The organism is Tateyamaria sp. Alg231-49 (genome assembly GCF_900143535.1).
Classification (GTDB): domain Bacteria; phylum Pseudomonadota; class Alphaproteobacteria; order Rhodobacterales; family Rhodobacteraceae; genus Tateyamaria.
The window spans coordinates 60,937-82,903 of the sequence record NZ_FRFA01000004.1 but is presented as its reverse complement, the minus strand read 5'-3'; the positions used below and the strand labels follow the sequence as shown (position 1 = coordinate 82,903).

Annotated in this window: 18 protein-coding genes; 9 read left to right on the top strand and 9 right to left on the bottom strand. The window is 56.7% G+C overall.

Annotation, left to right across the window (positions count from 1 at the left end):
- Positions 1–8 precede the first annotated feature (8 nt).
- Together DHN60_RS08245 and infB are read left to right on the top strand one after the other, a co-directional pair.
- Positions 9–629 (top strand): RNA-binding protein, encoded by a 621-nt coding sequence (locus tag DHN60_RS08245; protein WP_108836823.1) that lies wholly within the window; start codon positions 9–11, stop codon positions 627–629.
- Positions 630–636: 7 nt separating this feature from the next.
- Positions 637–3,117 carry a translation initiation factor IF-2 gene (infB, locus tag DHN60_RS08240; protein ID WP_108836951.1) on the top strand — a complete coding sequence of 827 codons (2,481 nt, stop codon included), beginning with the start codon at positions 637–639 and terminating at the stop codon, positions 3,115–3,117.
- Between the two features lie 73 nt (positions 3,118–3,190).
- Here the strand turns inward: infB and DHN60_RS22830 are convergent, their stop codons facing one another.
- The 4 genes from DHN60_RS22830 to DHN60_RS08225 form a co-directional block, all read right to left on the bottom strand.
- Positions 3,191–3,325 (bottom strand): hypothetical protein, encoded by a 135-nt coding sequence (locus tag DHN60_RS22830; RefSeq protein WP_255415561.1) that lies wholly within the window; start codon positions 3,323–3,325, stop codon positions 3,191–3,193.
- A 119-nt stretch (positions 3,326–3,444) separates the two neighbouring features.
- On the bottom strand, positions 3,445–3,843 hold the full coding sequence (mutT, locus tag DHN60_RS08235; RefSeq protein ID WP_108836822.1) for an 8-oxo-dGTP diphosphatase MutT: 399 nt from the start codon (positions 3,841–3,843) through the stop codon (positions 3,445–3,447).
- A complete protein-coding gene (gene argJ / locus DHN60_RS08230; protein WP_108836821.1) occupies positions 3,840–5,066 on the bottom strand; it encodes a bifunctional glutamate N-acetyltransferase/amino-acid acetyltransferase ArgJ in 1,227 nt (408 codons plus the stop codon). Before argJ ends, mutT begins: the two co-directional genes overlap by 4 nt.
- A 2-nt stretch (positions 5,067–5,068) precedes the next feature.
- Positions 5,069–5,905, bottom strand: a complete 837-nt coding sequence (locus tag DHN60_RS08225; protein ID WP_108836820.1) for a peptidylprolyl isomerase — start codon at positions 5,903–5,905, stop codon at positions 5,069–5,071.
- Positions 5,906–6,083: 178 nt separating this feature from the next.
- On the opposite strand from DHN60_RS08225, the gene secA reads away from it, so the two are divergent.
- The 3 genes from secA (at position 6,084) to DHN60_RS08210 (ending at position 11,472) form a co-directional block, all read left to right on the top strand.
- On the top strand, positions 6,084–8,783 hold the full coding sequence (gene secA, locus DHN60_RS08220; protein WP_108836819.1) for a preprotein translocase subunit SecA: 2,700 nt from the start codon (positions 6,084–6,086) through the stop codon (positions 8,781–8,783).
- Between the two features lie 105 nt (positions 8,784–8,888).
- Positions 8,889–9,896 (top strand): hypothetical protein, encoded by a 1,008-nt coding sequence (locus DHN60_RS08215; RefSeq protein WP_108836818.1) that lies wholly within the window; start codon positions 8,889–8,891, stop codon positions 9,894–9,896.
- Between the two features lie 22 nt (positions 9,897–9,918).
- Complete coding sequence (locus DHN60_RS08210) at positions 9,919–11,472, top strand: substrate-binding domain-containing protein (protein ID WP_108836817.1); 1,554 nt, start codon at positions 9,919–9,921, stop codon at positions 11,470–11,472.
- Between the two features lie 3 nt (positions 11,473–11,475).
- On the opposite strand, the gene radC is transcribed toward DHN60_RS08210, so the two are convergent.
- From radC to dnaK, 3 genes are all read right to left on the bottom strand, one after another.
- On the bottom strand, positions 11,476–12,225 hold the full coding sequence (gene radC, locus DHN60_RS08205) for a DNA repair protein RadC (RefSeq protein ID WP_108836816.1): 750 nt from the start codon (positions 12,223–12,225) through the stop codon (positions 11,476–11,478).
- A 150-nt stretch (positions 12,226–12,375) separates the two neighbouring features.
- Complete coding sequence (gene dnaJ / locus DHN60_RS08200; RefSeq protein WP_108836815.1) at positions 12,376–13,533, bottom strand: molecular chaperone DnaJ; 1,158 nt, start codon at positions 13,531–13,533, stop codon at positions 12,376–12,378.
- 82 nt (positions 13,534–13,615) lie between these two features.
- Positions 13,616–15,526: a molecular chaperone DnaK gene (dnaK, locus tag DHN60_RS08195; RefSeq protein WP_108836814.1), complete on the bottom strand. Its 1,911-nt coding sequence runs from the start codon at positions 15,524–15,526 to the stop codon at positions 13,616–13,618.
- 194 nt (positions 15,527–15,720) lie between these two features.
- Between dnaK and DHN60_RS08190 the strand changes: the two genes are divergently transcribed.
- Positions 15,721–16,320, top strand: a complete 600-nt coding sequence (locus DHN60_RS08190; protein ID WP_108836813.1) for an alpha-ketoglutarate-dependent dioxygenase AlkB — start codon at positions 15,721–15,723, stop codon at positions 16,318–16,320.
- Between the two features lie 316 nt (positions 16,321–16,636).
- Here DHN60_RS08190 and DHN60_RS08185 read toward each other — a convergent pair whose 3' ends face one another.
- Both DHN60_RS08185 and DHN60_RS08180 read right to left on the bottom strand, forming a co-directional pair.
- Positions 16,637–17,860: a hypothetical protein gene (locus DHN60_RS08185; RefSeq protein WP_108836812.1), complete on the bottom strand. Its 1,224-nt coding sequence runs from the start codon at positions 17,858–17,860 to the stop codon at positions 16,637–16,639.
- A gap of 275 nt (positions 17,861–18,135) precedes the next feature.
- Positions 18,136–18,960: an ABC transporter permease gene (locus DHN60_RS08180; RefSeq protein WP_108836811.1), complete on the bottom strand. Its 825-nt coding sequence runs from the start codon at positions 18,958–18,960 to the stop codon at positions 18,136–18,138.
- Between the two features lie 119 nt (positions 18,961–19,079).
- Here DHN60_RS08180 and cysQ point away from each other — a divergent pair, with 119 nt between their 5' ends.
- From cysQ to DHN60_RS08165, 3 genes are read left to right on the top strand one after another with little or no spacing between them, the layout of a single operon-like run.
- Complete coding sequence (gene cysQ, locus DHN60_RS08175) at positions 19,080–19,877, top strand: 3'(2'),5'-bisphosphate nucleotidase CysQ (RefSeq protein ID WP_108836810.1); 798 nt, start codon at positions 19,080–19,082, stop codon at positions 19,875–19,877.
- Entirely contained in the window at positions 19,877–20,677 is an 801-nt protein-coding gene (locus DHN60_RS08170) for a 3-deoxy-manno-octulosonate cytidylyltransferase (RefSeq protein ID WP_108836809.1), read from the top strand. Before cysQ ends, DHN60_RS08170 begins: the two co-directional genes overlap by 1 nt.
- A complete protein-coding gene (locus DHN60_RS08165) occupies positions 20,674–21,900 on the top strand; it encodes a glycosyltransferase family 2 protein (protein WP_108836808.1) in 1,227 nt (408 codons plus the stop codon). The genes DHN60_RS08170 and DHN60_RS08165 overlap by 4 nt, the downstream gene beginning before the upstream one ends.
- Positions 21,901–21,967: the final 67 nt, after the last annotated feature.

The window sequence follows — 21,967 nt, the reverse complement described above, 5'->3', positions numbered from 1 at the left end:
GCAACCTCATGGGACGCGGTGGCGCCTCAAAAGACCGCAGTGACGGTGCAGAGCGTAAGTGCATCGCAACGGGCGAGGTACAACCTAAACATGGGTTGATCCGCTTTGTTGTTGGGCCGGATGCGCAGATTGTGCCGGATATCGCTGGAAAGCTGCCGGGCCGTGGTATTTATGTTGCGGCTGATCGCGACGCGCTCGACAAGGCAGTGGCCAAAAAGCTGTTTGCTCGGGGGGCTAAGATGCCCGTGCAGGTGTCAGATGGTCTGGTGGCTGAGGTCGAACGCCAACTGGCGCGGCGCGTTGTCGACTTGATCGCGCTGTCCCGAAAGTCGGGTAGAGCGGTGGCTGGATACGAAAAAGTCAAAACCTGGCTTCAAAATGAAGAGGCTCAGGTGTTGATACAAGCGGTTGATGGGTCTGGACGTGGCAAGTCCAAACTCAGCACACCGCATTACGGCAGTTACATCGGCTGGCTAACAGCAGATGAGTTGGGTTTGGCCTTTGGCCGCCAAACTGTGATACACGGCGCGCTCGCCTCTGGTGGACTCACGCAACGTGTTGTAGAGGAAGCCAACCGTTTACGCGGTGTGCGCGAAAATGACGGCGGCAACGGTCGCCGGGAAGGATAGACGAGCTTTGAGCGATACAGACGGGAAAAAGACTTTGGGTCTGCGCAGCGGCGCGCGTCCGGGCAATGTGAAACAGAGTTTCAGCCATGGACGGACCAAGAATGTTGTCGTCGAGACCAAGCGCAAGCGGGTCGTCGTACCCAAGCCGGGTGCGACCAAGCCTGCTGGCGGATCTGCTGCGGCCGGAGGTGACCCAAGCCGTCGCCCCGCTGGCATAACTGATGCCGAGATGGAGCGCCGCATGAAAGCGCTGCAGGCGGCCAAGTCGCGCGAGGCCGATGAGGCTGCGGAACGTGAGGCTGCTGAAAAGGCCCGCGAAAAAGAGCGTGAGCGCCGCCGTGCCGAGATTGAGGCCAAGGAACGCGAAGAAAAAGAGCGTGAGGAAAGCCTCAAGGCGAAAGCCGAGGAAGAAGAAAACAAAAGGCGCGAAGCTGAAGCGGCGGCTCAGGCTGCGGCCAACCCCGCACCTGTGGATACTCAGCAACCCGCGCGGGCTGCGCCAAATCGTGGCGGGCCACCGCCTGCGGCGACTCCGCGCAAAAACGAACGTGACCAGCAACAACGTCCAAAAGGGCGTGGCGAAGATAATCGCCGTTCCGGCAAACTGACGCTGTCAGAAGCCACGGGTGGCGGCGCAGGCCGTCACCGGTCGATGGCTGCGATGAAACGCAAACAAGAGCGCGCTCGTCAAAAGGCGATGGGCGGTACGGTTGAGCGTGAAAAGGTCATGCGCACCGTTGCTCTGCCAGAAGCTATTGTGGTTTCCGAACTTGCGAACCGCATGACGGAACGGGTCGGTGATGTTGTGAAATCCCTTATGCAAATGGGCATGATGGTCACACAGAACGAGACCATTGATGCTGATACCGCTGAGTTGATAATCGAAGAGTTTGGCCACACCGTACAACGTGTGTCTGATGCCGACGTCGAAGACGTGATCAAAGAGATTGTCGATGATGAGGCTGACCTTATTCCGCGTCCACCGGTCATCACCATCATGGGCCACGTTGACCACGGTAAAACGTCCCTTCTGGACGCCATCCGGGACGCCAAAGTCGTCGCAGGCGAAGCAGGCGGCATCACGCAGCACATTGGTGCCTATCAGGTAAAGACCGATGGCGGCACGATGCTCAGCTTCCTTGATACACCCGGCCACGCAGCGTTTACGTCGATGCGCTCGCGGGGTGCACAGGTCACGGACATCGTGGTTCTGGTTGTTGCTGCCGACGACGCGGTGATGCCGCAGACGATCGAAGCGATTGCGCATGCCAAGGCTGCCGAAGTGCCGATGATCGTCGCGATCAACAAGATCGACAAACCTGCCGCCAACCCGGACAAGGTGCGTACCGATCTGTTGCAGCACGAAGTGATCGTTGAAAAGATGTCAGGCGAAGTGCAGGACGTCGAAGTCTCGGCCATCACGGGGCAAGGTCTGGACGAGTTGCTTGAGGCGATTGCTCTGCAGTCCGAACTCTTGGAATTGAAGGCGAACCCGGATCGTGCGGCCCAAGGTGCCGTGATCGAAGCGCAGTTGGACGTGGGCCGCGGCCCTGTTGCGACTGTTCTGATCCAGAACGGTACGCTGCGTCAGGGCGACATCTTTGTTGTGGGTGAGCAGTACGGTAAGGTCCGTGCGCTGATCAACGACCAGGGTGAGCGCGTCAAAGAAGCGGGCCCATCGGTGCCGGTCGAGGTTCTTGGCCTCAACGGCACACCCGAAGCGGGCGACGTTTTGAACGTGACAGAGACCGAGGCACAGGCCCGCGAGATTGCGGAATATCGTGCCAACGCCGCCAAGGACAAACGTGCGGCTGCCGGTGCGGCCACGACACTTGAGCAGCTTATGGCGAATGCCAAGGCCGATGAGGATGTCAGCGAATTGCCCATTCTGGTCAAAGCCGACGTGCAAGGGTCTGCCGAAGCGATCGTTCAGGCGATGGAGAAGATCGGCAACGATGAAGTGCGCGTGCGCGTGCTGCATTCGGGCGTCGGCGCCATCACCGAAACGGATGTGGGTCTGGCCGAAGCGTCTGGTGCACCGATCATGGGCTTTAACGTGCGGGCCAACGCCTCTGCGCGGAACACGGCCAACCAAAAAGGTGTCGAGATCCGGTATTATTCGGTGATCTACGACCTTGTGGACGACGTGAAAGCGGCCGCCTCTGGTCTGCTCAGCAACGAAATCCGCGAGACCTTTATCGGTTATGCCGAGATCAAAGAAGTGTTCAAAGTATCCAACGTCGGCAAAGTCGCTGGTTGTCTGGTCACTGAAGGTGTGGCGCGTCGTAGCGCTGGTGTGCGTTTGCTGCGTGACAACGTCGTGATCCACGAAGGCACTCTGAAAACCCTGAAACGCTTCAAAGATGAGGTTGCCGAGGTGCAGTCTGGTCAGGAATGCGGGATGGCGTTTGAGAATTACGAGGATATTCGGCCTAAGGATGTCATCGAAATATTTGAGCGCGAAGAAATCTCTCGTTCGCTCGACTGACAAGTTCGGTGAATACAAAAATAAAAGGGGACAGTGAGCACTGTCCCCTTTTTAATTGGTCGTCTGTCTTAAGTCAGGCGGCCTGAGAAATCGGTTTTCCAGAGTAGTTTGTCCCGCCCACCCGAACTGTCATACGACCGTCTGGCAAGGTTTTGACGTATATCCCCTGTACCAATATCGCAGTACCCATTGCGATAGTTCTGATCATTGTTCTTCCTCCCCAAGAAAAACCTTTTCGCATTTTGCACAATTTTAAGGTGAAATGTCACCAACAATTTCACGAAAATGACACTTTTTGTGCAATATGAGAAAAATATCGCTCATTGGTCAGAGCCAATCCCGCAATATCGGGATCAAAGGGACGTCGGCAGCGGGCATTGGGTAGGATTTTAAGTCATGTGGTTTGACCCATTTCAAGACTTGCCCTTCTTTTGACTGCGGTGTGCCTTCCCATTTGCGGCAGGCGAACAGCGGCATCAACAGATGGAAAGTGTCATATCTGTGGCTTGCGAACGTCAGCGGGGCAAGGCAGGACTGCCATGTGTTTATTCCCAGCTCTTCTTCTAACTCTCGGATTAGGGCGACTTCGGGCGTTTCGCCGTGCTCGATTTTGCCGCCGGGAAACTCCCATAGACCTGCCATCGACTTACCTTCGGGTCGTTGTGCAAGAAGAATTCGACCGTCAGTGTCGATAAGGGCGACGGCAGAGACCAGAACGACCTTCACGAACGATAATCCGCGTTGATCTCAATATAGCCGTGGGTCAGGTCACAGGTCCAAACGGTTGAAGACCCGCTGCCTATCCCACAGTCCACGCGGATATGAATGTGATCAGATTTCATATGAGCTGCGGCGTCTGCCTCAACATAATTTGGGCTGACCCACCCATCTTCCGCCACGAGTACATCGCCAAACCAAATCGACAGTTTATCCCGATCTGCAGCTGCGCCAGATTTTCCCAAGGCCATAACGACGCGGCCCCAATTGGGATCCTCGCCCGCAATGGCGGTTTTCACTAGTGGCGAATTCGCGATCGACAGGCCGTGAATACGGGCACTGGCCTCGTCCTCTGCGCCCGTTACAGTGACTTCGACAAACTTTGTTGCTCCCTCACCGTCCCGCACAACTTGGTGGGCAAGATCCAGCATCACGTCGTGCAACGCGGCCTCAAATTTTGGGTCTTCGCTTGCGTCCACGCCGCTGGCGCCGGTCGCTGCGACCAAAAGGCTGTCCGAGGTGGACGTGTCGCTGTCCACAGTGATGCAATTGAAGGTCGCGTTGCAGCACTTGGTCGTCATGCCCTGCAACGTTGGTTGATCGACTTGAGCGTCGGTAAAGATGTAGACCAGCATTGTCGCCATGTCCGGCGCGATCATGCCGCTGCCTTTTGCGATGCCAGCGATGTTTACAGTTTTGCCGCCGATCAGACAGGTCGCGGACGCCCCCTTGGGATAGGTGTCAGTTGTCATGATCGCGTGGGCAGCGTCGCCGATCGCATCGGGCGATAGCGATTGGTGCAACTCAGTCAGTTTAGACGTGATCCGCTCAAACGGAAGCGGTTCCCCGATCACTCCGGTCGATGCAGTGAAAACACGGGAGGCCGGAATACCTGTTGCGGCGGCAGTGGCCTCAACGATGGCATCCGTTGCTGCCTGACCATTGCGCCCTGTGAAGGCATTCGAATTGCCCGAATTTACAAGTATGGCCGCCCCGGCATCAGACGCCTCACCCAATTTTGCCTGACAGTCCAGAACCGGAGCTGATCGGGTCGCTGATCGGGTGAATGTGCCGGCGATGGTGGTTCCCAGCACGCATTGCGCCAGCATCACGTCGGTACGCCCGGTGTACTTTACGCCCGCCGCAACGGCCGAGAATGTCACTCCGGAAATCACCGGCAGCGCTGGAAACGCCGCCGGTGCCAATGGGGATACCTTGCCTGTGCCGGCCATCTTTAATCGACCAGTGTGAGGTCTTTGATGACCGCTGGGTCAACACCTTCTGCGCCAGTCTGATCAATCTTTGCCCCGACTGTCAGCTCTTCGATCCGGGCTTCAAGCGCCGTTGCGCGGAGACCCTCTTCGAGTTCGGAGCGGATGGCATCCAGAGTTGGACGTTCCTGAACGCGGGATTCGTTCAGAATGATGACGTGCCAGCCAAACTGTGTCTGGACGGGTGCGGACACTTCACCAACTTCAAGCGCAACGACTGCCGCTTCAAAACTGGGAACCATGGCGCCTGTCCCGAACCAGCCCAATTGCCCACCATTGGGACCGGACGGACCGGTCGATTTTTCGCGGGCGACGGCTGCAAAGTCGGCGCCGCCTTCGATTTCTTCTTTTACGGCCAATGCTGCTTCTTCCGTCTCGACCAGAATATGGGAGGCGTTGTATTCTTCGGCGGCTTCGGCGTCTTCAAACCGCGCCTCATACGCGTCCTGAAGTGCAGTGTCTGTCAAAGCAACCGCAAACAGTTCCTCAAGCGCTTCACCTGCTGTCAAAGAACGTGTTTCGTTTTCCAGCGAAAGTTGCGCGCGTTTGGGCAGGTCACTGTCAAAGGACTGCGCCAGAAGGGTCTGTTGTACCAGTTGCTCGAGAATGCCGTTGAACAGAACTTCGTCTGGCAATTCCTGAAACTGCTGGGGCAAGGTAGCGCGGGCAACGATCATGTGCCCGACGGTGATGTCCGTCCCGTTTACCGTTGCCACGACCTGATCGGCGTCTTGTGCGGCGACCGGTAGGGCCATCGCGACGACAAGGCCCAGCGTGGGCAAAGAAAGAAGGTGTTTCATGAATGTTAAGTCCTTGGGCTGGGCACGCGGAGGGCGCGTGCATTGACACGGTTTAGCGTGACCCTTACATCGCCCTATGGACGCGGCTGGGACCGCTTTTGCCTTACCGTTTCTATGGGCTTGGCGCGCGCCCGGCAAGCAGTTGCTGATGAACATGAATTGATCGCCTGGAGAACGCATGCTCGGTTTCAAAACCCTCACAAAGAAGGTGTTTGGCACGCCAAATGACCGCAAGGTTAAAGCGACGCGACCCCTGGTCGAGCAGATCAATGCATTGGAGGCTGAGGCCAAGGCGCTGAGCGACGAAGGCCTTAAGGACAAGACCGAAGAGCTCGCCAAACGTGCGATGGGTGGCGAGAGCCTTGATGACCTGTTGCCCGAAGCCTTTGCGAATTGCCGCGAAGCGGCCCGCCGTACGCTGGGTCTGCGCGCCTATGACACGCAGTTGTTAGGTGCGATCTTTTTGCACCAAGGCAACATCGCCGAACAAAAGACGGGCGAGGGCAAAACGCTGACCGCCACGTTTGCCTGCTACCTGAACGCCCTCACGGGCAAGGGTGTGCATGTTGTCACGGTCAATGACTATCTTGTGCAGCGTGACGCGGAATGGATGGGCAAGGTGTTTGCTGCCCTTGGCATGACCACCGGCGTTGCCATCAACGGGATTGGTGAAGAGAACAAGCGCGCGGCTTATGCTTGCGACGTGACCTATGCCACCAACAATGAGTTGGGCTTTGATTATCTGCGCGACAACATGAAACCGTCCATCGATCAGATGGTTCAACGTGGCCATAACTTTGCCGTGGTGGATGAGGTCGACAGTATCCTGATCGATGAAGCCCGAACGCCTTTGATCATTTCCGGTCCGCTTCAGGACCGTTCCGAAATGTATGTGACCATCGACGCGATCATCCCGTTGATTGAAGAAGCGCATTTTGAGCTGGATGAAAAGCAGCGCAGTGTGACCTTTACAGACGAGGGCAACGAGTTCCTCGAAGAAAAATTGCGTTCCGATGGCCTGATCGAGGAAAACGCCTCGCTTTATGATCCTGAGAGCACATCCATCGTGCACCACGTCAATCAGGGTCTGCGCGCGCACAAACTGTTCCGCAAAGACAAGGATTACATCGTTCGGAATGGCGAAGTTGTTCTGATTGACGAATTTACGGGGCGCATGATGACCGGCCGCCGGTTGTCTGAAGGTTTGCATCAGGCGATCGAAGCTAAGGAAAACGTCCAGATCCAGCCAGAGAACCAGACGTTGGCATCTGTAACCTTCCAAAACTACTTCCGTCTTTATGACAAGCTGGCTGGGATGACCGGGACGGCGGCGACCGAGGCTGAAGAATTCCGTGAAATTTATGGGTTGGGTGTGGTCGAAGTGCCTACGAACAAACCCATCACACGGGTGGACGAAGACGATCAGGTCTTTCGGACTGCTGCTGAAAAATACAAAGCGATGATCGAAGAGATCAAGACCGCACACGCCAAGGGTCAGCCAGTTCTGGTTGGCACGACATCCATCGACAAGTCCGAGATGTTTTCTAACCTGCTGGCTGCGGAGAACATTCCGCACAACGTTTTGAACGCGCGCCAACACGAACAAGAAGCCCAGATCATCGCCGATGCTGGCAAGCTGGGAGCGGTGACTATCGCGACCAACATGGCCGGGCGCGGTACAGACATTCAGCTGGGCGGCAACGTCGAGATGAAGGTGCTGGAAGCGATCACAGCTAACCCCGAGGCCGACCCGGCCGAGGTACGCGCGCGGATCGAATCCGAACATCTGGAAGAGAACAAAAAGGTTCTGGAAGCGGGTGGATTATTCGTCCTCGCCTCTGAACGTCACGAAAGCCGTCGCATCGATAACCAGCTGCGCGGACGCTCGGGCCGTCAGGGGGATGCGGGCCGCACGTCCTTTTACCTCAGCCTCGAAGACGACCTTATGCGCATCTTTGGTTCGGGCCGCCTGGATAAGGTTCTCAAGACGCTGGGCCTCGAAGAGGGCGAGGCGATTGTACACCCATGGGTAAACAAGTCGCTGGAACGCGCGCAGGCAAAGGTCGAAGGCCGTAACTTTGACATCCGCAAACAGCTTTTGAAATTTGACGACGTGATGAACGAACAGCGCAAGGTGATCTTCACCCAGCGCCGGGACATCATGGAAGCAGAGGACCTGTCGGAAATCACAGCGGATATGCGCGATCAGGTGGTGGACGATCTGATTGATCAGTTCCTGCCGCCCAACAGCTATGCCGATCAGTGGGATACCGAAGGACTGCACGCCGCGGTTCTGGAACATCTTGGCCTTGATGCTCCTGTGGTGGCGTGGGGCGAAGAAGAAGGCGTAGACGATGAACAGATGCGCGACCGTCTGATTGAGGCGAGTGATGCGCTGATGGCACAAAAGACCGAAGCCTTTGGCCCGGAAAACATGCGCAGCATCGAAAAGCAGCTCTTGCTTCAGGCCATCGACGGCAAGTGGCGTGAGCACCTGTTGACGCTAGAACACCTACGGTCTGTTGTTGGCTTCCGCAGCTATGCGCAACGCGATCCGCTGAATGAATACAAGAACGAAGCGTTCCAGCTTTTTGAATCCATGCTGGATAGCCTGCGCAACGAAGTGACGCAGAAACTGTCGATGATTCGCCCCATGACGGATGAAGAACGTGAACAAATGTTGGCCGACATTGCGGCACAACAGCAGGCCGCGACCCAGATGGCGGAACAGGATGCACTTCCAGCGCCGACTGAAGAAGCCGTCGAAAAGGGATTTGACGAAGACGACCAGTCCACATGGGGAAATCCTGGTCGAAACGAGCCCTGCCCCTGCGGGTCCGGGAAGAAGTTTAAGCATTGTCACGGTCGGCTGATTTAAGCTGATTGCCCCATTCCTGCCCCAAAGACTCCCTTTGGCGGTCATAACCCAGCCCCTTTGACATGCGATCTCTCATGCAGGGAAGTCCGGGAAGGGACGTGGGAAATGAAACATATTAAGGAAGTGCTGACAGCTGCAGGGACCTTGGGTATCGCTGTCGGAATTGGTTTCGTAATGCAAAGCAGCGAAACCGCAAAAGAACGGTACGGCGCGCAAGCCCGGCCAATATCGCAAGAACCAAGCGACATCACGGCAGTGCCACTGGCCACTGCCGCAAGCGCTGACATTCTCCTTCAAGTGCAAGACATCGAACTGACTTCGGCCAGTGACATGCCCGAAGTTACGGTTCCGCAAACTGATGAAGAGGTGCAGCTTGCCGCAGTGACGCTTGATGACCTGCCACCTGCACCAGAGGTACTTGCCGAGCATCCGACTTGCGAGATTTCAGCGCACGCTGTGACGGCGCCTGGCGCCATGGTGACGTTGACGCTGGATGCGCCTTGCGCGCCAAACGAGCGACTGACCGTGCACCACAACGGGATCATGTTCACTGAGGCAACGGACGAAAGTGGTGGCGCGACATTTACTGTACCTGCCCTTTCTCAGGACGCGGTTTTTATCATGGCGTTTGCCAACGGTGACGGGGCTGTTGCACAAGCCAAAGTTGCCGACATCGCAAACTACGACCGCGTCGTACTGCAATGGCGCGGCGATGCCGGGTTTGAATTGCACGCCCGTGAGTTCGGGGCTGACTACGGCGACAACGGGCACCAGTGGTCTGGTCGCAAACCAAACGTAGAAGGTTTTACTGCGGGTACCAATGGTATGATCACCCGATTGGGCGATACATTGTCGCCTGAGCCATTGATGGCCGAAGTCTACACATTTGCCCGTGCGATGACGACGCAGCCCGGTGTGATCGACATGAGTGTCGAGACCGAAGTTACCGTCAACAATTGCGGCCGCGAGATCGAGGCGCAGACACTCGAATTTGGGCCTGAAGGCACGTTAAAAACCCGCAACCTCACCCTGTCCGTACCGGATTGCGACGCGGTTGGTACTTTTCTGGTGTTGAACAATCTTGTCTCAGACCTGAAAGTCGCCAGCAACTGACCGTTGCGACAAAGGGCACTTTATGGCTTGGGCACGTGCGGCGATCTTCGCCGCACTTTCTTTTTGGTGCACTGCGCTTGTTGCGCAGGATGTGACACTTACGTCGCCTGATGGGGCCGTTGAACTCAGCGGGACCTTGTTGGGTTTTGATGGCGAATTTTATCGGATCGAAACTGTCTATGGCGAATTGACGGTCGATGGGTCGGGTGTTCTGTGCGAGGGCCCTGCATGTCCGAACCTTCAAGATTTTGTAGCCGAAGTGTCCATCTCGGGCTCTTCCACCATGGGTGCAGTTCTGCTGCCTGCCTTGATCGAAGGGTTTGCGTTGCGCAGCGACTATATCGTGCGCCGCGAACCGCTGGAGCCCGTTGGTTTTACATATACTCTCGTCGATGCGGACACAGAGAAACCTGTTGCGCGGTTCTATGTCCAAGCATCGACCACGGACGAGGGATTTGCCGATCTGCTGGCCAATGACGCGGATATCGTGATGGCGCTACGCGAAATTCGACCCGAAGAACGCGCCCGTGCCCGCGAAGCGGGAATGGGTGACATGACGGATGCAAACCGCAGCCGCGTTCTGGCGCTGGATGCGATGGTGCCGATTGTGGCCCCCTCCAATCCCGTAGATCAGATTTCGCCACAAGCATTGGCAGAGGTGTTTGCCGGGCAGATCACCAATTGGGCAGAGTTGGGTGGGGCCGACGCACCTATTTCACTGCACTTGCCCGGTGCGCGGACCGGTTTAGGCCAGTCAGTGGAAGACAAAGTGATGGGGCCGATTGATCTGCCATTTGCCGAAGGGATCATCCGTCACGATCTGGCGGGTGACGTTGTTGATGCGGTGTTATCCGATCCGTTCGCCATCGGGATCGCCAGCTATGCCGAAACTGGCGATGGGCGTGCATTGACGCTAACCGGAGACTGTGGGTTTTCGCTGTCTGCGCAGCGCGGCACGATCAAGACCGAGGATTATCCGCTGACTGCACCCATGTTCCTTTACATCCCCGCGCGACGTTTACCCAAGGTTGCGCGCGAGTTGTTGGCCTATATGCGCGGCGCGTCTTCTCAGATTGTGATCCGCCGGGCTGGTTTCGTGGATCAAGCACCCGAGGAGGTGTCAATAAATGACCAGGGCTACCGCTTTGCAAATGCGGTGACCTCTGCCGGGCCCGAAGTGTCGCTGGAAGAGTTGCAGCGCATGACCCGGACGCTTTACGGCATGGCTCGGTTGACCACGTCGTTCCGGTTCGAAGCGGGATCAGCCCGCCTCGATGCACAATCACGCTCTAATGTGCAGCAATTGGCCCGCGCGTTGGAGCAGGGCACCTATGACGCGCGCCAGATGTTGCTGGTCGGGTTCAGCGATGGAGACGGACCTGCAACAGCCAACCGCAACATTGCCCTGCGCCGTGCTGAGGCCGTGCGCCGTGCGGTCATGGCTGCTGCTGAGACCGCAAATTTCGAGCGGATTCAATTGGATGTGGACGCATTTGGCGAAGCGTTGCCTATGGCCTGTGACAACAGCGCGTGGGGACGTCAGGCGAATCGGCGGGTCGAGGTTTGGGTGCGCTAGCTCTCACAGATACCCTTCGGATTTGAAGCTGAGTTCGCGGGATTTGCCCACGATCAGATGATCATGCAGCGTTAACCCCAATGCCTCGCAGGCGTTTTCCATCTGGTTGGTCATATTGATGTCGGATTGGCTGGGCGTAGGATCGCCCGACGGATGGTTGTGCACAAGGATCAGTGCAGAAGCGTTGAGTTCCAGCGCGCGTTTGGCAACTTCGCGTGGATAGACTGGCACGTGATCGACTGTGCCCTTGCCTTGTTCCTCATCCGCGATCAGCACGTTTTTACGGTCGAGAAACAGCACACGAAACTGCTCTGTTTCACGGTGCGCCATGGTGGTGTGGCAGTAATCAATCAAAGCATCCCAGCCGGAAATCACGTGCTGATTCAATACTTTGGCACGTGCGAGGCGCTGGGCGGCTGCTTCGACAACTTTCAGTTCAATGATGATAGCGTCGCCGACACCCTTGATGCCACGCAATCGGTCCACGGGTGCAGACACCACCCGATTAAAATCGCCAAATTCGGCCATCAGCAGATGCGCCAGTGGTTTCACGTCTTGGCGGGGGATGGCGCGGAACAGGACCAGTTCCAGCAGTTCGTAGTCGGGCATGGCACTCGCCCCGCCGTCCATGAACCGCGTGCGCAAACGCTTGCGGTGGTCAGCCATATAAGACGGCGTTTTTCCGTTGGGTATCGTTGCGGGTGTCGCCTCGTCAAAGTCGAAAGGCAGAGGTTGTTCGGCAAAATGTGACATATGCCAACTTTGCCGACCTGTGGTTAGTGATGGGTTAACGCGAGGCTAAATTGGGTATGACCAATGAGTGCACCACCTGTGCACCGCCCGTGATACAGTTTGGGAAAATGGAACGGAGACGTAAGGCGGATGTTAACCCGCCTTACCCTATCAGCCCTTCATCGAATCCCAGAAGGATTTGACAGAAGAAAAGAAGCTACTGGATTCAGGGTTGTTCTCTTCGGACAATTCTTCGAATTCGCGCAGCAATTCTTTTTGACGGCTGGTGAGGTTCACTGGAGTTTCAACGGCCAGTTCGATGAACATGTCCCCCGGACCACCGCCGCGCAGGGCAGGCATACCCTTGGAGCGCAGGCGCATTTGCCGACCCGATTGCGATCCGGCAGGGATTTGCACCCGACCCCGGCCGCCGTCGATGGTTGGCACCTCGATCGATCCGCCAAGGGCGGCCGAACTCATGGACACGGGTACACGGCAGAACAGGTTCTTGCCGTCGCGTTCAAACAGGTCGTGCGTTGCCACGTCGATAAAGATGTAGAGATCACCTGACGGGCCGCCGCGCATGCCTGCCTCACCTTCGCCAGCGAGGCGAATGCGCGTGCCGGTTTCGACGCCTGCGGGGATGTTCACGCTCAGCGAACGATCCTTTTCAGTGCGCCCTGCACCATTACAGACCTTACAAGGGTTCTGAATGATCTGGCCCATGCCCGAACAGGTCGGGCAGGTGCGTTCGACGGTGAAGAAGCCTTGTTGTGCACGCACCTTGCCCATGCCGGAGCACGTGGGACAGGTGGTAGGTTCGGAGCCACCTTCGGCGCCCGAACCATCGCAACTGTCACAGCTGACGGATGTGGGAACGTTGATGGTTTTTTGCATGCCCGCAAAAGCGTCTTCGAGCGTGACGCGCAGGTTATAGCGCAGGTCAGAGCCGCGCGCAGCACGGCGTCCGCCGCCGCCTCCGCGTTGGCCGCCCATGAAGTCGCCAAATAGGTCGTCAAACACGTCCGAAAAGGCAGAGCCAAAGTCGCCCTGCTGGCCGCCAAAGCCGCCGCCGGGTCGTCCACCACCGCCGCCCATGCCGCCCTCAAAGGCTGCGTGGCCAAAGCGGTCATAGGCCGCCTTTTTGTCGGGGTCTTTTAGAACGTCATAGGCTTCGTTGGCTTCTTTGAACTGCGCTTCGGCGTCCGGTTTGTCGGCATTGCGATCCGGGTGCAGTTCTTTGGCCTTAGAGCGAAACCCCTTCTTGATTTCGTCAGCGTTGGCGCCCTTTTGGACGCCCAACACATCATAATAGTCACGTTTTGCCATGGATCATATCCTTCAGCTGGAACGTCGTGGGGCCGGTCCTGTGCGAACCGGCCCCTGCGATTGGTTCCTTGAGCGTCACCGCTTAGGCGCGCTTGTCGTTGTCCAGGTCTTCGAACTCGGCATCGACGATGTCATCGTCCGCGTCGCGGGGCTCATCAGCACCGGCGGGCTCATCATCGCCCTCTTCCTGTGCTGACTTGTAGATCGCCTCGCCCAGTTTCATGGCCGCTTCGGTCACGTTCTGAATGCCGGACTTGATCTTGTCAGCACTGTCGGTTTCCAACTCGTCCTTGAGTGCGGCAATGGCCAGTTCGATCGCTTCGACCGTGGTCGGATCAACCTTGTCCGAATGCTCTTCGACAGATTTTTCTGTCGAATGGATCAGGCTTTCGGCTTGGTTTTTCGCCTCGATCAGCTCGCGACGTTCCTTATCCGCCTCGGCATTGTCCTCGGCGTCTTTGACCATTTGTTCGATGTCATCATCGGACAGACCGCCAGAGGCCTGGATCGTGATCTGCTGTTCCTTGCCAGTGCCTTTGTCTTTTGCGCCCACCGACACGATGCCGTTGGCGTCGATGTCGAAGGTCACTTCGATTTGGGGCATACCGCGTGGAGCGGGCGGGATGTTTTCGAGGTTGAAGGCACCGAGGATCTTGTTGTCGGAGGCCATCTCGCGCTCACCCTGGAACACGCGGATTGTCACGGCGTTCTGGTTGTCTTCCGCAGTCGAGAAGATTTGCGATTTCTTCGTCGGGATTGTCGTGTTGCGGTCGATCAGGCGTGTGAACACGCCACCAAGCGTTTCGATGCCAAGCGACAGAGGCGTTACGTCGAGCAGAACCACGTCTTTGACGTCGCCTTGCAGAACACCGGCCTGAATGGCGGCACCCATGGCGACCACTTCGTCAGGGTTCACACCCTTGTGGGGCTCTTTGCCGAAGAACTTGGTCACTTCTTCGACCACTTTGGGCATACGGGTCATACCGCCGACCAGAACGACTTCATCGATGTCAGACGCTGACAAACCGGCGTCTTTCAACGCGGCAGCGCACGGCTTCATGGACGCTTTGATCAGATCACCAACAAGGCTTTCCAATTTGGCACGCGTCAGCTTCATCACCATGTGCAACGGTTGGCCGTTGCTGCCCATCGAGATGAAGGGCTGGTTGATTTCTGTCTGGTTCGCGCTGGACAGTTCGATCTTGGCCTTTTCTGCCGCCTCTTTGAGACGCTGCAGGGCCATTTTGTCGGCTGTCAGGTCGACCGAGTGCTCTTTTTTGAACTCAGCCGCGAGGTAGTTCACGATGCGCATGTCAAAGTCTTCACCGCCAAGGAACGTATCACCGTTGGTGGATTTTACTTCGAACAGGCCGTCGTCGATTTCGAGGATGGTCACGTCGAACGTACCACCACCAAGGTCATAGACCGCGATGGTTTGGCTGTTCTCTTTGTCCAGACCGTAGGCCAAAGCGGCGGCTGTCGGTTCGTTGATGATCCGCAGCACTTCGAGGCCGGCGATTTTGCCGGCGTCTTTGGTTGCCTGGCGCTGGGCGTCGTTGAAATAGGCGGGGACTGTGATGACCGCTTGGGTCACGTCTTCGCCGAGATAGCTTTCCGCTGTCTCTTTCATTTTGCCGAGGATGAACGCAGAGATTTGGCTGGGCGAGTACTTCTCGTCACGGGCTTCGACCCATGCGTCGCCGTTGCCGCCATCAATCACGTTGAAGGGCAGGTTTTTCTTGTCTTTGGCCAGATCCGCATCGTCGTTGCGGCGGCCAATCAGGCGCTTAACACCAAAAATTGTGTTGTCGGGGTTGGTAACCGCTTGCCGTTTGGCCGGCTGGCCGACGAGGCGTTCGCTTTCTGTGAAAGCGACGATGGACGGTGTTGTCCGTGCGCCTTCGGCGTTTTCGATTACGCGAGGCTGGCTACCATCCATGATGGCGATGCAGCTGTTTGTTGTTCCAAGGTCAATACCAATGACTTTAGCCATGTTTTTTCGATCCCTTTATCTAGTTCAAGGCGATGACACGAAGCGTCGACCCGAAGTCGGCATCGACGCCACGATAGGTTTTGCGCAAGATTCCTTGCGCGCTGCGGCGTATATAAGGAGGGTCATTTGACGCTGCAACCGTTCTACCGGGACGGAATCCGCCAAAATTGCACATAAAGTTGAGAAGAGGGCCTATGCACGCGCACATCCGGGGTTTTGACGTCTACAAAGGCCAGTTGAATAGCGCCGCACAGGCCGGATTGGTCGCAGATGTGCGCGATATTGCCAAACAAGCGCCGATGTTCTCGCCTCAGACACCCTATGGCAAGCCGATGTCCGTGCGAATGACGTCGGCTGGGGCCGTGGGATGGTATGCCGACCGTTCAGGATATCGCTACGCACCGACCCATCCTGACGGTGGGCCATGGCCTCCGATCCCGGCATCGGTTCTGCAGCTTTGGCACACACTGACAGGGCTTGAGCGTGCTCCGGATTGCTGTTTGATCAACTACTACGGGGAGGATGCGCGCATGGGGATGCATCAAGACAAAGACGAGGCCAGTTTCGACTGGCCCGTTCTGTCAGTGTCTCTGGGTGATGCGGGGCTGTTCCGCATTGGCAACACCACACGCGGTGGCAAGACAGAGTCGTTATGGCTGGAAAGCGGCGATGTGGTGGTTATGGGAGGCGCGGCCCGACGGACCTACCATGGTGTAGACCGGATCCGGTTTGGATCATCCTCTTTGCTCCCCAAAGGCGGAAGGATAAATCTGACCTGTCGCGTAGTTTTTTGACCAAGCTTTGGCATCCTAGCCATTATTGCTGTATTTGATTTCTGTCTTTGATGGAAAAGCGGTTGCCTGCTTGTATCCCGCATCCATCTAAAACCGACTGACATTTGGCGATGCGATGGGCTGACCAAACCGGACCATCATGTCACAGATCGCCTAGACGTTGCTGATTTGAACCCTTGTTCTCTTTGCTCTTGCCACTTGTTCCCACAGTTGCCCGGCCTATGAAGCCGTGAGCGGAGGGGTGTTTGTCCATTGCGAGGACGCGACCCGGTTGGGCGGGTAGACAAGAGTAACCTTTGGCGCGTCGCTTGCGCGGCTACCAGAGGAAGCGAATGCCCGCCGCGACGACACGGGCGTCCTGAATTTCACGCCCGATGGCATCTACGTCATACTGGCGGTACGTGGCATAAATCTCGGTTTGGCTCGTTTTGATACTTTGAACGATGGATGCCCCCCAGGATCGTGAATTGTTTGTTCCGGCGAGGGGCTCGTCGCTATGATAGTAGTCGAGAGAAACGGACGTATCGCCAAAGTCAAAGAACGAACGAATGAGGCCAACCTTCCCATACAAATAGCGGCCTTGGCGCGAATTTGCCCCGCCAGCGATGGTAAAGTTTAGCCCAGTCTTTTCGTCGATTCCGGCAACCGAGCCGGAAAAGAAATCGGGAGATGTATCGTTATAGGTCGCGGCCACACCTGTTTTGATCCGAAAGTTGCGCCATTCCGTCTCGTAGCGCAGGGCAACATCTGCATAGGTGTTGTTGTCATCATCGATCAGGACTTCCCGTCCGGCCGATGCGGCCCAAGACAGGCCGCGTTTGGTGACGCTGTCATACCTTACCCGAAACCGACGCGACCCGTCGAAGGTCGGAAAGAAGGCTTGTAATTGCGAAGCGGATTGCTCGCCGTTTGCGAAATAGGCAGGTACGCCAGAAATCGTGTCGCCGACGCTGTTTGTTGCGATCACTCCGGTTCTTGAGAAATCAAAGCCGGTGATGCCATCGCCCGCCATGCTGCCTTGACCGATCGACAGGAATCCAAAGGACGGGATCGAAAGGCGCATTTCGGCTTTGCGTAAAAGCGTTTTGTCCCAGTCCTCGAAGTCGTCTTGAACACCGCCGCCTCTTATGATCCCGTCATAGGTGCTGCGTCGCAAGCCAGTTTCAAGATTGACCAAAAGCCCGGTACCGTTGTCGAAATTGGTCTCCAGCCTCAAACCCAGTCGACCCGGCGAATTCGCGTTGTCCCGAAAGGAGGTGAACGGATCAATGTCGTCATCATAATCCAGATAAAGGAAATTGAGTTGCCCGTAGAAGCTGAGCAGGGTGTTGTCGGACAATTCCCAATTCAAGAAGCGATCGAACCGGTCCTGTCGTCGCTGGCGGCGTTCCTGCCAAGTTCCGGACCAGTTGTTGGACCAGTCTTGCGATGTATCCAGCTCGGCAGGCAGGTCAGATTCCTGCGCTTTGCTGATTTGTGCGGTGCACACCCAGAACGCGCTGGCCATCAGCCAGATCAGAAATGAGAAAGTGCCGTGCATTCAGTCCTCCTCAGACAAAGTTGACGTAATCCTAGCAATTACTGAGCACGCACTGAGATCGCCAGCGCTGCGGCACGCAATCCTGAGGTTATTGAGTGGAAAAGTCGATACGTTTTCATATGGGCTTCCCTCTCCATGGAAGAGGAAAGAACGGCCCAAGCGTGTCTGACATGGAGGTCGCACGGTGCAGAGTACCGCAAGTATTCACATGACGATTACACTTCGTCCACGTTCAAGGATGTCTCATTCTACATCATTGGAGCGCGTTGGACATTCTAGCGCCGCGCACCCCAGCTGGCAGAGGCATGGCGCCGGGTGTAAAATTCGCCCATCAACCCGATCATCACAAGCACAACCCCTACCCAGAACCCATATTCCCACGAGGTATAGCGTGGGCTGTAGTTGATGAAAATGAAGCCCCGCGCTTGATCGATAAAGTGAAACAGGGGGTTCCAATCGAACATTGCGATCATGAAGGCAGGCAGTGAATTGGCGACAAACATCTTGCCGGATGCGATCATGTTCGCACGCGAGTAGATCTGGGTGAAGATGCTTACAAAGGTTGGAAACCATGGTTTGATTGCGAGCAAGACCAAACCGAGTGCTGCCCCGGTAAACCATGACAACAAAAGCATTCCAAAGGCAGGAAAGGGCTGTTCAATCACAACCGGGGTAAAAGCGACGTGATAAATAAACAGGATCATGAACAGGGAAAGAACCTGAATGTAGAGCGCACCCAAGGCTGACGAAAAGATCGCCACAATCGTGTTCATAGGCGCGTGCAGCATCATCGGACTAGCCGGTCCTTCAGAACCCACGACGGCGCCCAGTGTTTTGGTGTGGGTCATAAAAAGGAAGATGCCTGACATAATGTAGAGCAGGAAATCGCCCCGGACCGCTGCACCGCGCAGGCCAAGTACCGAGAACATGACGTAGAAGGCCATCACGAAGATCACCATTTGCAGCATGTTCATTGCGATGGCCATAAACGCATTGTTGTGGGTCTTGCGCACCGATCGCACGATCGAGTGGTAGATCACATCTGACATCGCAAGGGCAGTGCCCAAGTTCGTCTGCGGTTTACGCGTGGATTGAAACATGTGCGCTGCTGCCTCGGGTTGCGATTATCTACGCAGGGAAATCTTGCCGTTCCGTTAGCGCCGCAGCATAAGGGCCTCTTAGTTGCTTTTCAACAAATGCCCGGCCTAGGAGCGCTTTTATGACATATGAAGACTTGATCCCCGTCATGCGAAAGCTGGCACTCGAGGCTGGTGACAAGATTATGGAGATCTATGGAACTGACGATTTTGACGTAAAGTCGAAGTCTGATGACAGCCCTGTCACCGCAGCTGATGAGGCGGCGGATGCACTTATTTCGGATGGCCTGCGCGCGGCATTTCCCGATGTGATGTTGGTCACAGAAGAACAGGCAGCCACGCATTCCACGACAGGCGACACGTTTTTGATTGTTGACCCGCTTGATGGCACCAAGGAATTTGTTCATCGCCGTGGCGATTTCACCGTCAATATCGCATTGGTCGAGGCCGGTGTGCCCACGCGCGGTGTCGTCTATGCCCCGGCCAAGGGTCGCATGTTTTTCACGCTCGCTGATGGGCAGGCCGTCGAGGAAACGGGTGCGTTTGATAAGGAAACCGTTGGAGAGGTTACTCCGATACGGGTCGCTGACAGCGACAATGCTGCTTTGATGGTTGTTGCCTCAAAATCGCACCGGGATCAGGCGACGGATGACTACATCAATACATACAGTGTTCAGGACATGAAAAGCGCGGGCTCATCCCTGAAGTTTTGTCTGGTTGCCACGGGCGAGGCGGATTTGTATCCGCGTGTTGGCCGCACGATGGAATGGGACACAGCCGCGGGACATGCTGTTCTGGCGGGGGCTGGGGGCCATGTTGTGCGCTTTGATAACCACGAACCGCTGGTTTACGGCAAAGAAGGGTACGCGAACCCATTCTTTATCGCTTACGCGCCTTCTGTTGATCTGAAGCCAGCCTGATGTCCGTCCTTTTAGTCATCCCCGCGCGCTATGCCTCAAGCCGCTATCCCGGCAAGCCATTGGTGCCGTTGACAGGTGCGACGGGTGTTGCCCAGAGCCTGATCGAACGCAGTTGGCGTGCCGCCATGGAAGTGTCTGGTATCGATCGGGTGGTCGTTGCGACAGATGATGACAGGATCAGCGCAGCGTCCAAAGCCTTTGGGGCCGAAGTTGTCATGACTTCTGAGGCGTGCGGCAACGGAACTGAACGGTGTGCTGAAGCGCATGCTAAGCTGGGCGGCACCTACGATATCGTGGTGAATTTGCAGGGCGACGCCCCGTTGACCCCTGCGTGGTTTATTGAAGGTTTGGTGGATGGTTTGCGCGCTGGCCCTGAGGCAGAGATTGCAACGCCTGTTTTGCGTTGTGATGGCGCCACGCTTAACGGGTTTTTAGAGGACCGCAAAGCGGGCCGTGTTGGTGGCACGACTGCGGTGTTCGGGGCGCAGAACGAGGGGCTCTACTTTTCCAAAGAGGTGATCCCTTACACCAATACGACCTATCCGGATGACGCTGAAACGCCCGTGTTTCACCATGTTGGGGTCTATGCTTATCGTCCTGACGCACTCGCGGCGTATTCAGATTGGTCTGTCGGACCGCTTGAGACGCTAGAGGGGCTGGAACAGCTCCGGTTTCTTGAGAATGGCCGACAAGTTCTGTGCGTCGAGGTTGACGCGCGTGGGCGGCAGTTTTGGGAATTGAACAACCCCGCTGACGTCCCCCGGATCGAGGCAATGATGGCGCAAATGGGTCTCGAATGACCCGCCCTCCGGTCAGTGTTGTGGTGGTCAGCCGCGACCGGCCGGAAGCTTTGGCGCGCTGTCTCTTGGGTCTGTTGCAGGTCCAGTACACGCCGTTTGAAATTGTCGTCGTGGCGGACGATGCGGGCTGCACTGCCGTGGCGCGCTGGGCGGAGCAGATCAAGGTTGTGCCCTTTGACCGCCCCAACATTTCTGAGGCCCGTAATCTTGGGATTAGCCATGCGGCGGGCGATATTGTTGCCTTCATCGACGATGATGCGGTGCCCGAGCCATCTTGGTTGATCCATCTTGTGGCCCCGTTTGAACAGGCGAATGTGGCTGCGGCAGGTGGATTTGTGCGCGGGCGGAACGGAATCTCGTTTCAGTGGCGCGCACGCAGTGTGGACGAAACAGGCGCAACTGCGCCGCTTGAGGTGCACCCGGAACAGTCGACTGTTCTGATCCCGAAAGGGCGTCGCGCCACGAAGACCGAAGGCACCAACATGGCGGTGCGCCGCGACGTGCTGTGCGCATTGGAAGGGTTTGATCCCGCATTTGCCTTCTTTTTGGATGAAACAGACTTGAACTTGCGACTTGCTCGCGCCGGTTATGCGACTGCAATCGTGCCAATGGCCGAGGTGCATCACGGGTTTGCCGCCAGCCCACGGCGTCGCGCAGATCGGGCGCCCCGGGATCTGTTCGATATAGGCGCAAGTTGGGCCGTGTTTCAGCGCAAGTACATAGATCAGGCCGATTGGGCCGATCATTGGCGGACCATCAGGCATGCGCAGAAGGTGCGGTGTGTTTCGCATATGGTGGCCGGGCGGTTGGTGCCGGGGGACGTTAATCGCCTGATGCGCCGTCTCGACGCCGGATATACCGAGGGATCGCTTCGTGCGCGCGGTGGGGCGCAGGTTTTGGATACAGCAATAGCTTCGTTCAAGCCGATTTCTGCGACACCACGTGCAAGCATTCTGATTGCCGGGCGGTTTTGGCAGCGCAAGAAACTGCGTGCCGAGGCGGTACAGCGCGTCGCAAACGGCGAAACTGTGACCCTTATCTTGTTGTCGCACACGACACTGTTTCACCATGTGCGGTTTCACAAAGACGGATATTGGGAGCAGCGGGGTGGCCTGTTTGGCCGTTCCGACCGCGCAGACCCGTTGTTTGCATTGTGGCGGTTTTCAAAGCGCGTTGCACGCGAGCGGCGGCGCATCGCCTACCAAAGGTTGTATTTTCGCTGAATTTGACGCATCACGGTTAAAATTCCCCTGCTGCCAGATTAATTCAGGAATTGGACATGTTCCGGTC

Coding starts and splice junctions, on each gene's coding strand:
- DHN60_RS08245 (WP_108836823.1), top strand. CDS start 9: ATGGGACGCGGTGGCGCCTCAAAAGACCGCAGTGACGGTGCAGAGCGT.
- DHN60_RS22830 (WP_255415561.1), bottom strand. CDS start 3,325: ATGATCAGAACTATCGCAATGGGTACTGCGATATTGGTACAGGGGATA.
- argJ (WP_108836821.1), bottom strand. CDS start 5,066: ATGGCCGGCACAGGCAAGGTATCCCCATTGGCACCGGCGGCGTTTCCA.
- DHN60_RS08225 (WP_108836820.1), bottom strand. CDS start 5,905: ATGAAACACCTTCTTTCTTTGCCCACGCTGGGCCTTGTCGTCGCGATG.
- secA (WP_108836819.1), top strand. CDS start 6,084: ATGCTCGGTTTCAAAACCCTCACAAAGAAGGTGTTTGGCACGCCAAAT.
- DHN60_RS08215 (WP_108836818.1), top strand. CDS start 8,889: ATGAAACATATTAAGGAAGTGCTGACAGCTGCAGGGACCTTGGGTATC.
- DHN60_RS08210 (WP_108836817.1), top strand. CDS start 9,919: ATGGCTTGGGCACGTGCGGCGATCTTCGCCGCACTTTCTTTTTGGTGC.
- radC (WP_108836816.1), bottom strand. CDS start 12,225: ATGTCACATTTTGCCGAACAACCTCTGCCTTTCGACTTTGACGAGGCG.
- dnaJ (WP_108836815.1), bottom strand. CDS start 13,533: ATGGCAAAACGTGACTATTATGATGTGTTGGGCGTCCAAAAGGGCGCC.
- dnaK (WP_108836814.1), bottom strand. CDS start 15,526: ATGGCTAAAGTCATTGGTATTGACCTTGGAACAACAAACAGCTGCATC.
- DHN60_RS08190 (WP_108836813.1), top strand. CDS start 15,721: ATGCACGCGCACATCCGGGGTTTTGACGTCTACAAAGGCCAGTTGAAT.
- DHN60_RS08185 (WP_108836812.1), bottom strand. CDS start 17,860: ATGCACGGCACTTTCTCATTTCTGATCTGGCTGATGGCCAGCGCGTTC.
- DHN60_RS08180 (WP_108836811.1), bottom strand. CDS start 18,960: ATGTTTCAATCCACGCGTAAACCGCAGACGAACTTGGGCACTGCCCTT.
- cysQ (WP_108836810.1), top strand. CDS start 19,080: ATGACATATGAAGACTTGATCCCCGTCATGCGAAAGCTGGCACTCGAG.
- DHN60_RS08170 (WP_108836809.1), top strand. CDS start 19,877: ATGTCCGTCCTTTTAGTCATCCCCGCGCGCTATGCCTCAAGCCGCTAT.
- DHN60_RS08165 (WP_108836808.1), top strand. CDS start 20,674: ATGACCCGCCCTCCGGTCAGTGTTGTGGTGGTCAGCCGCGACCGGCCG.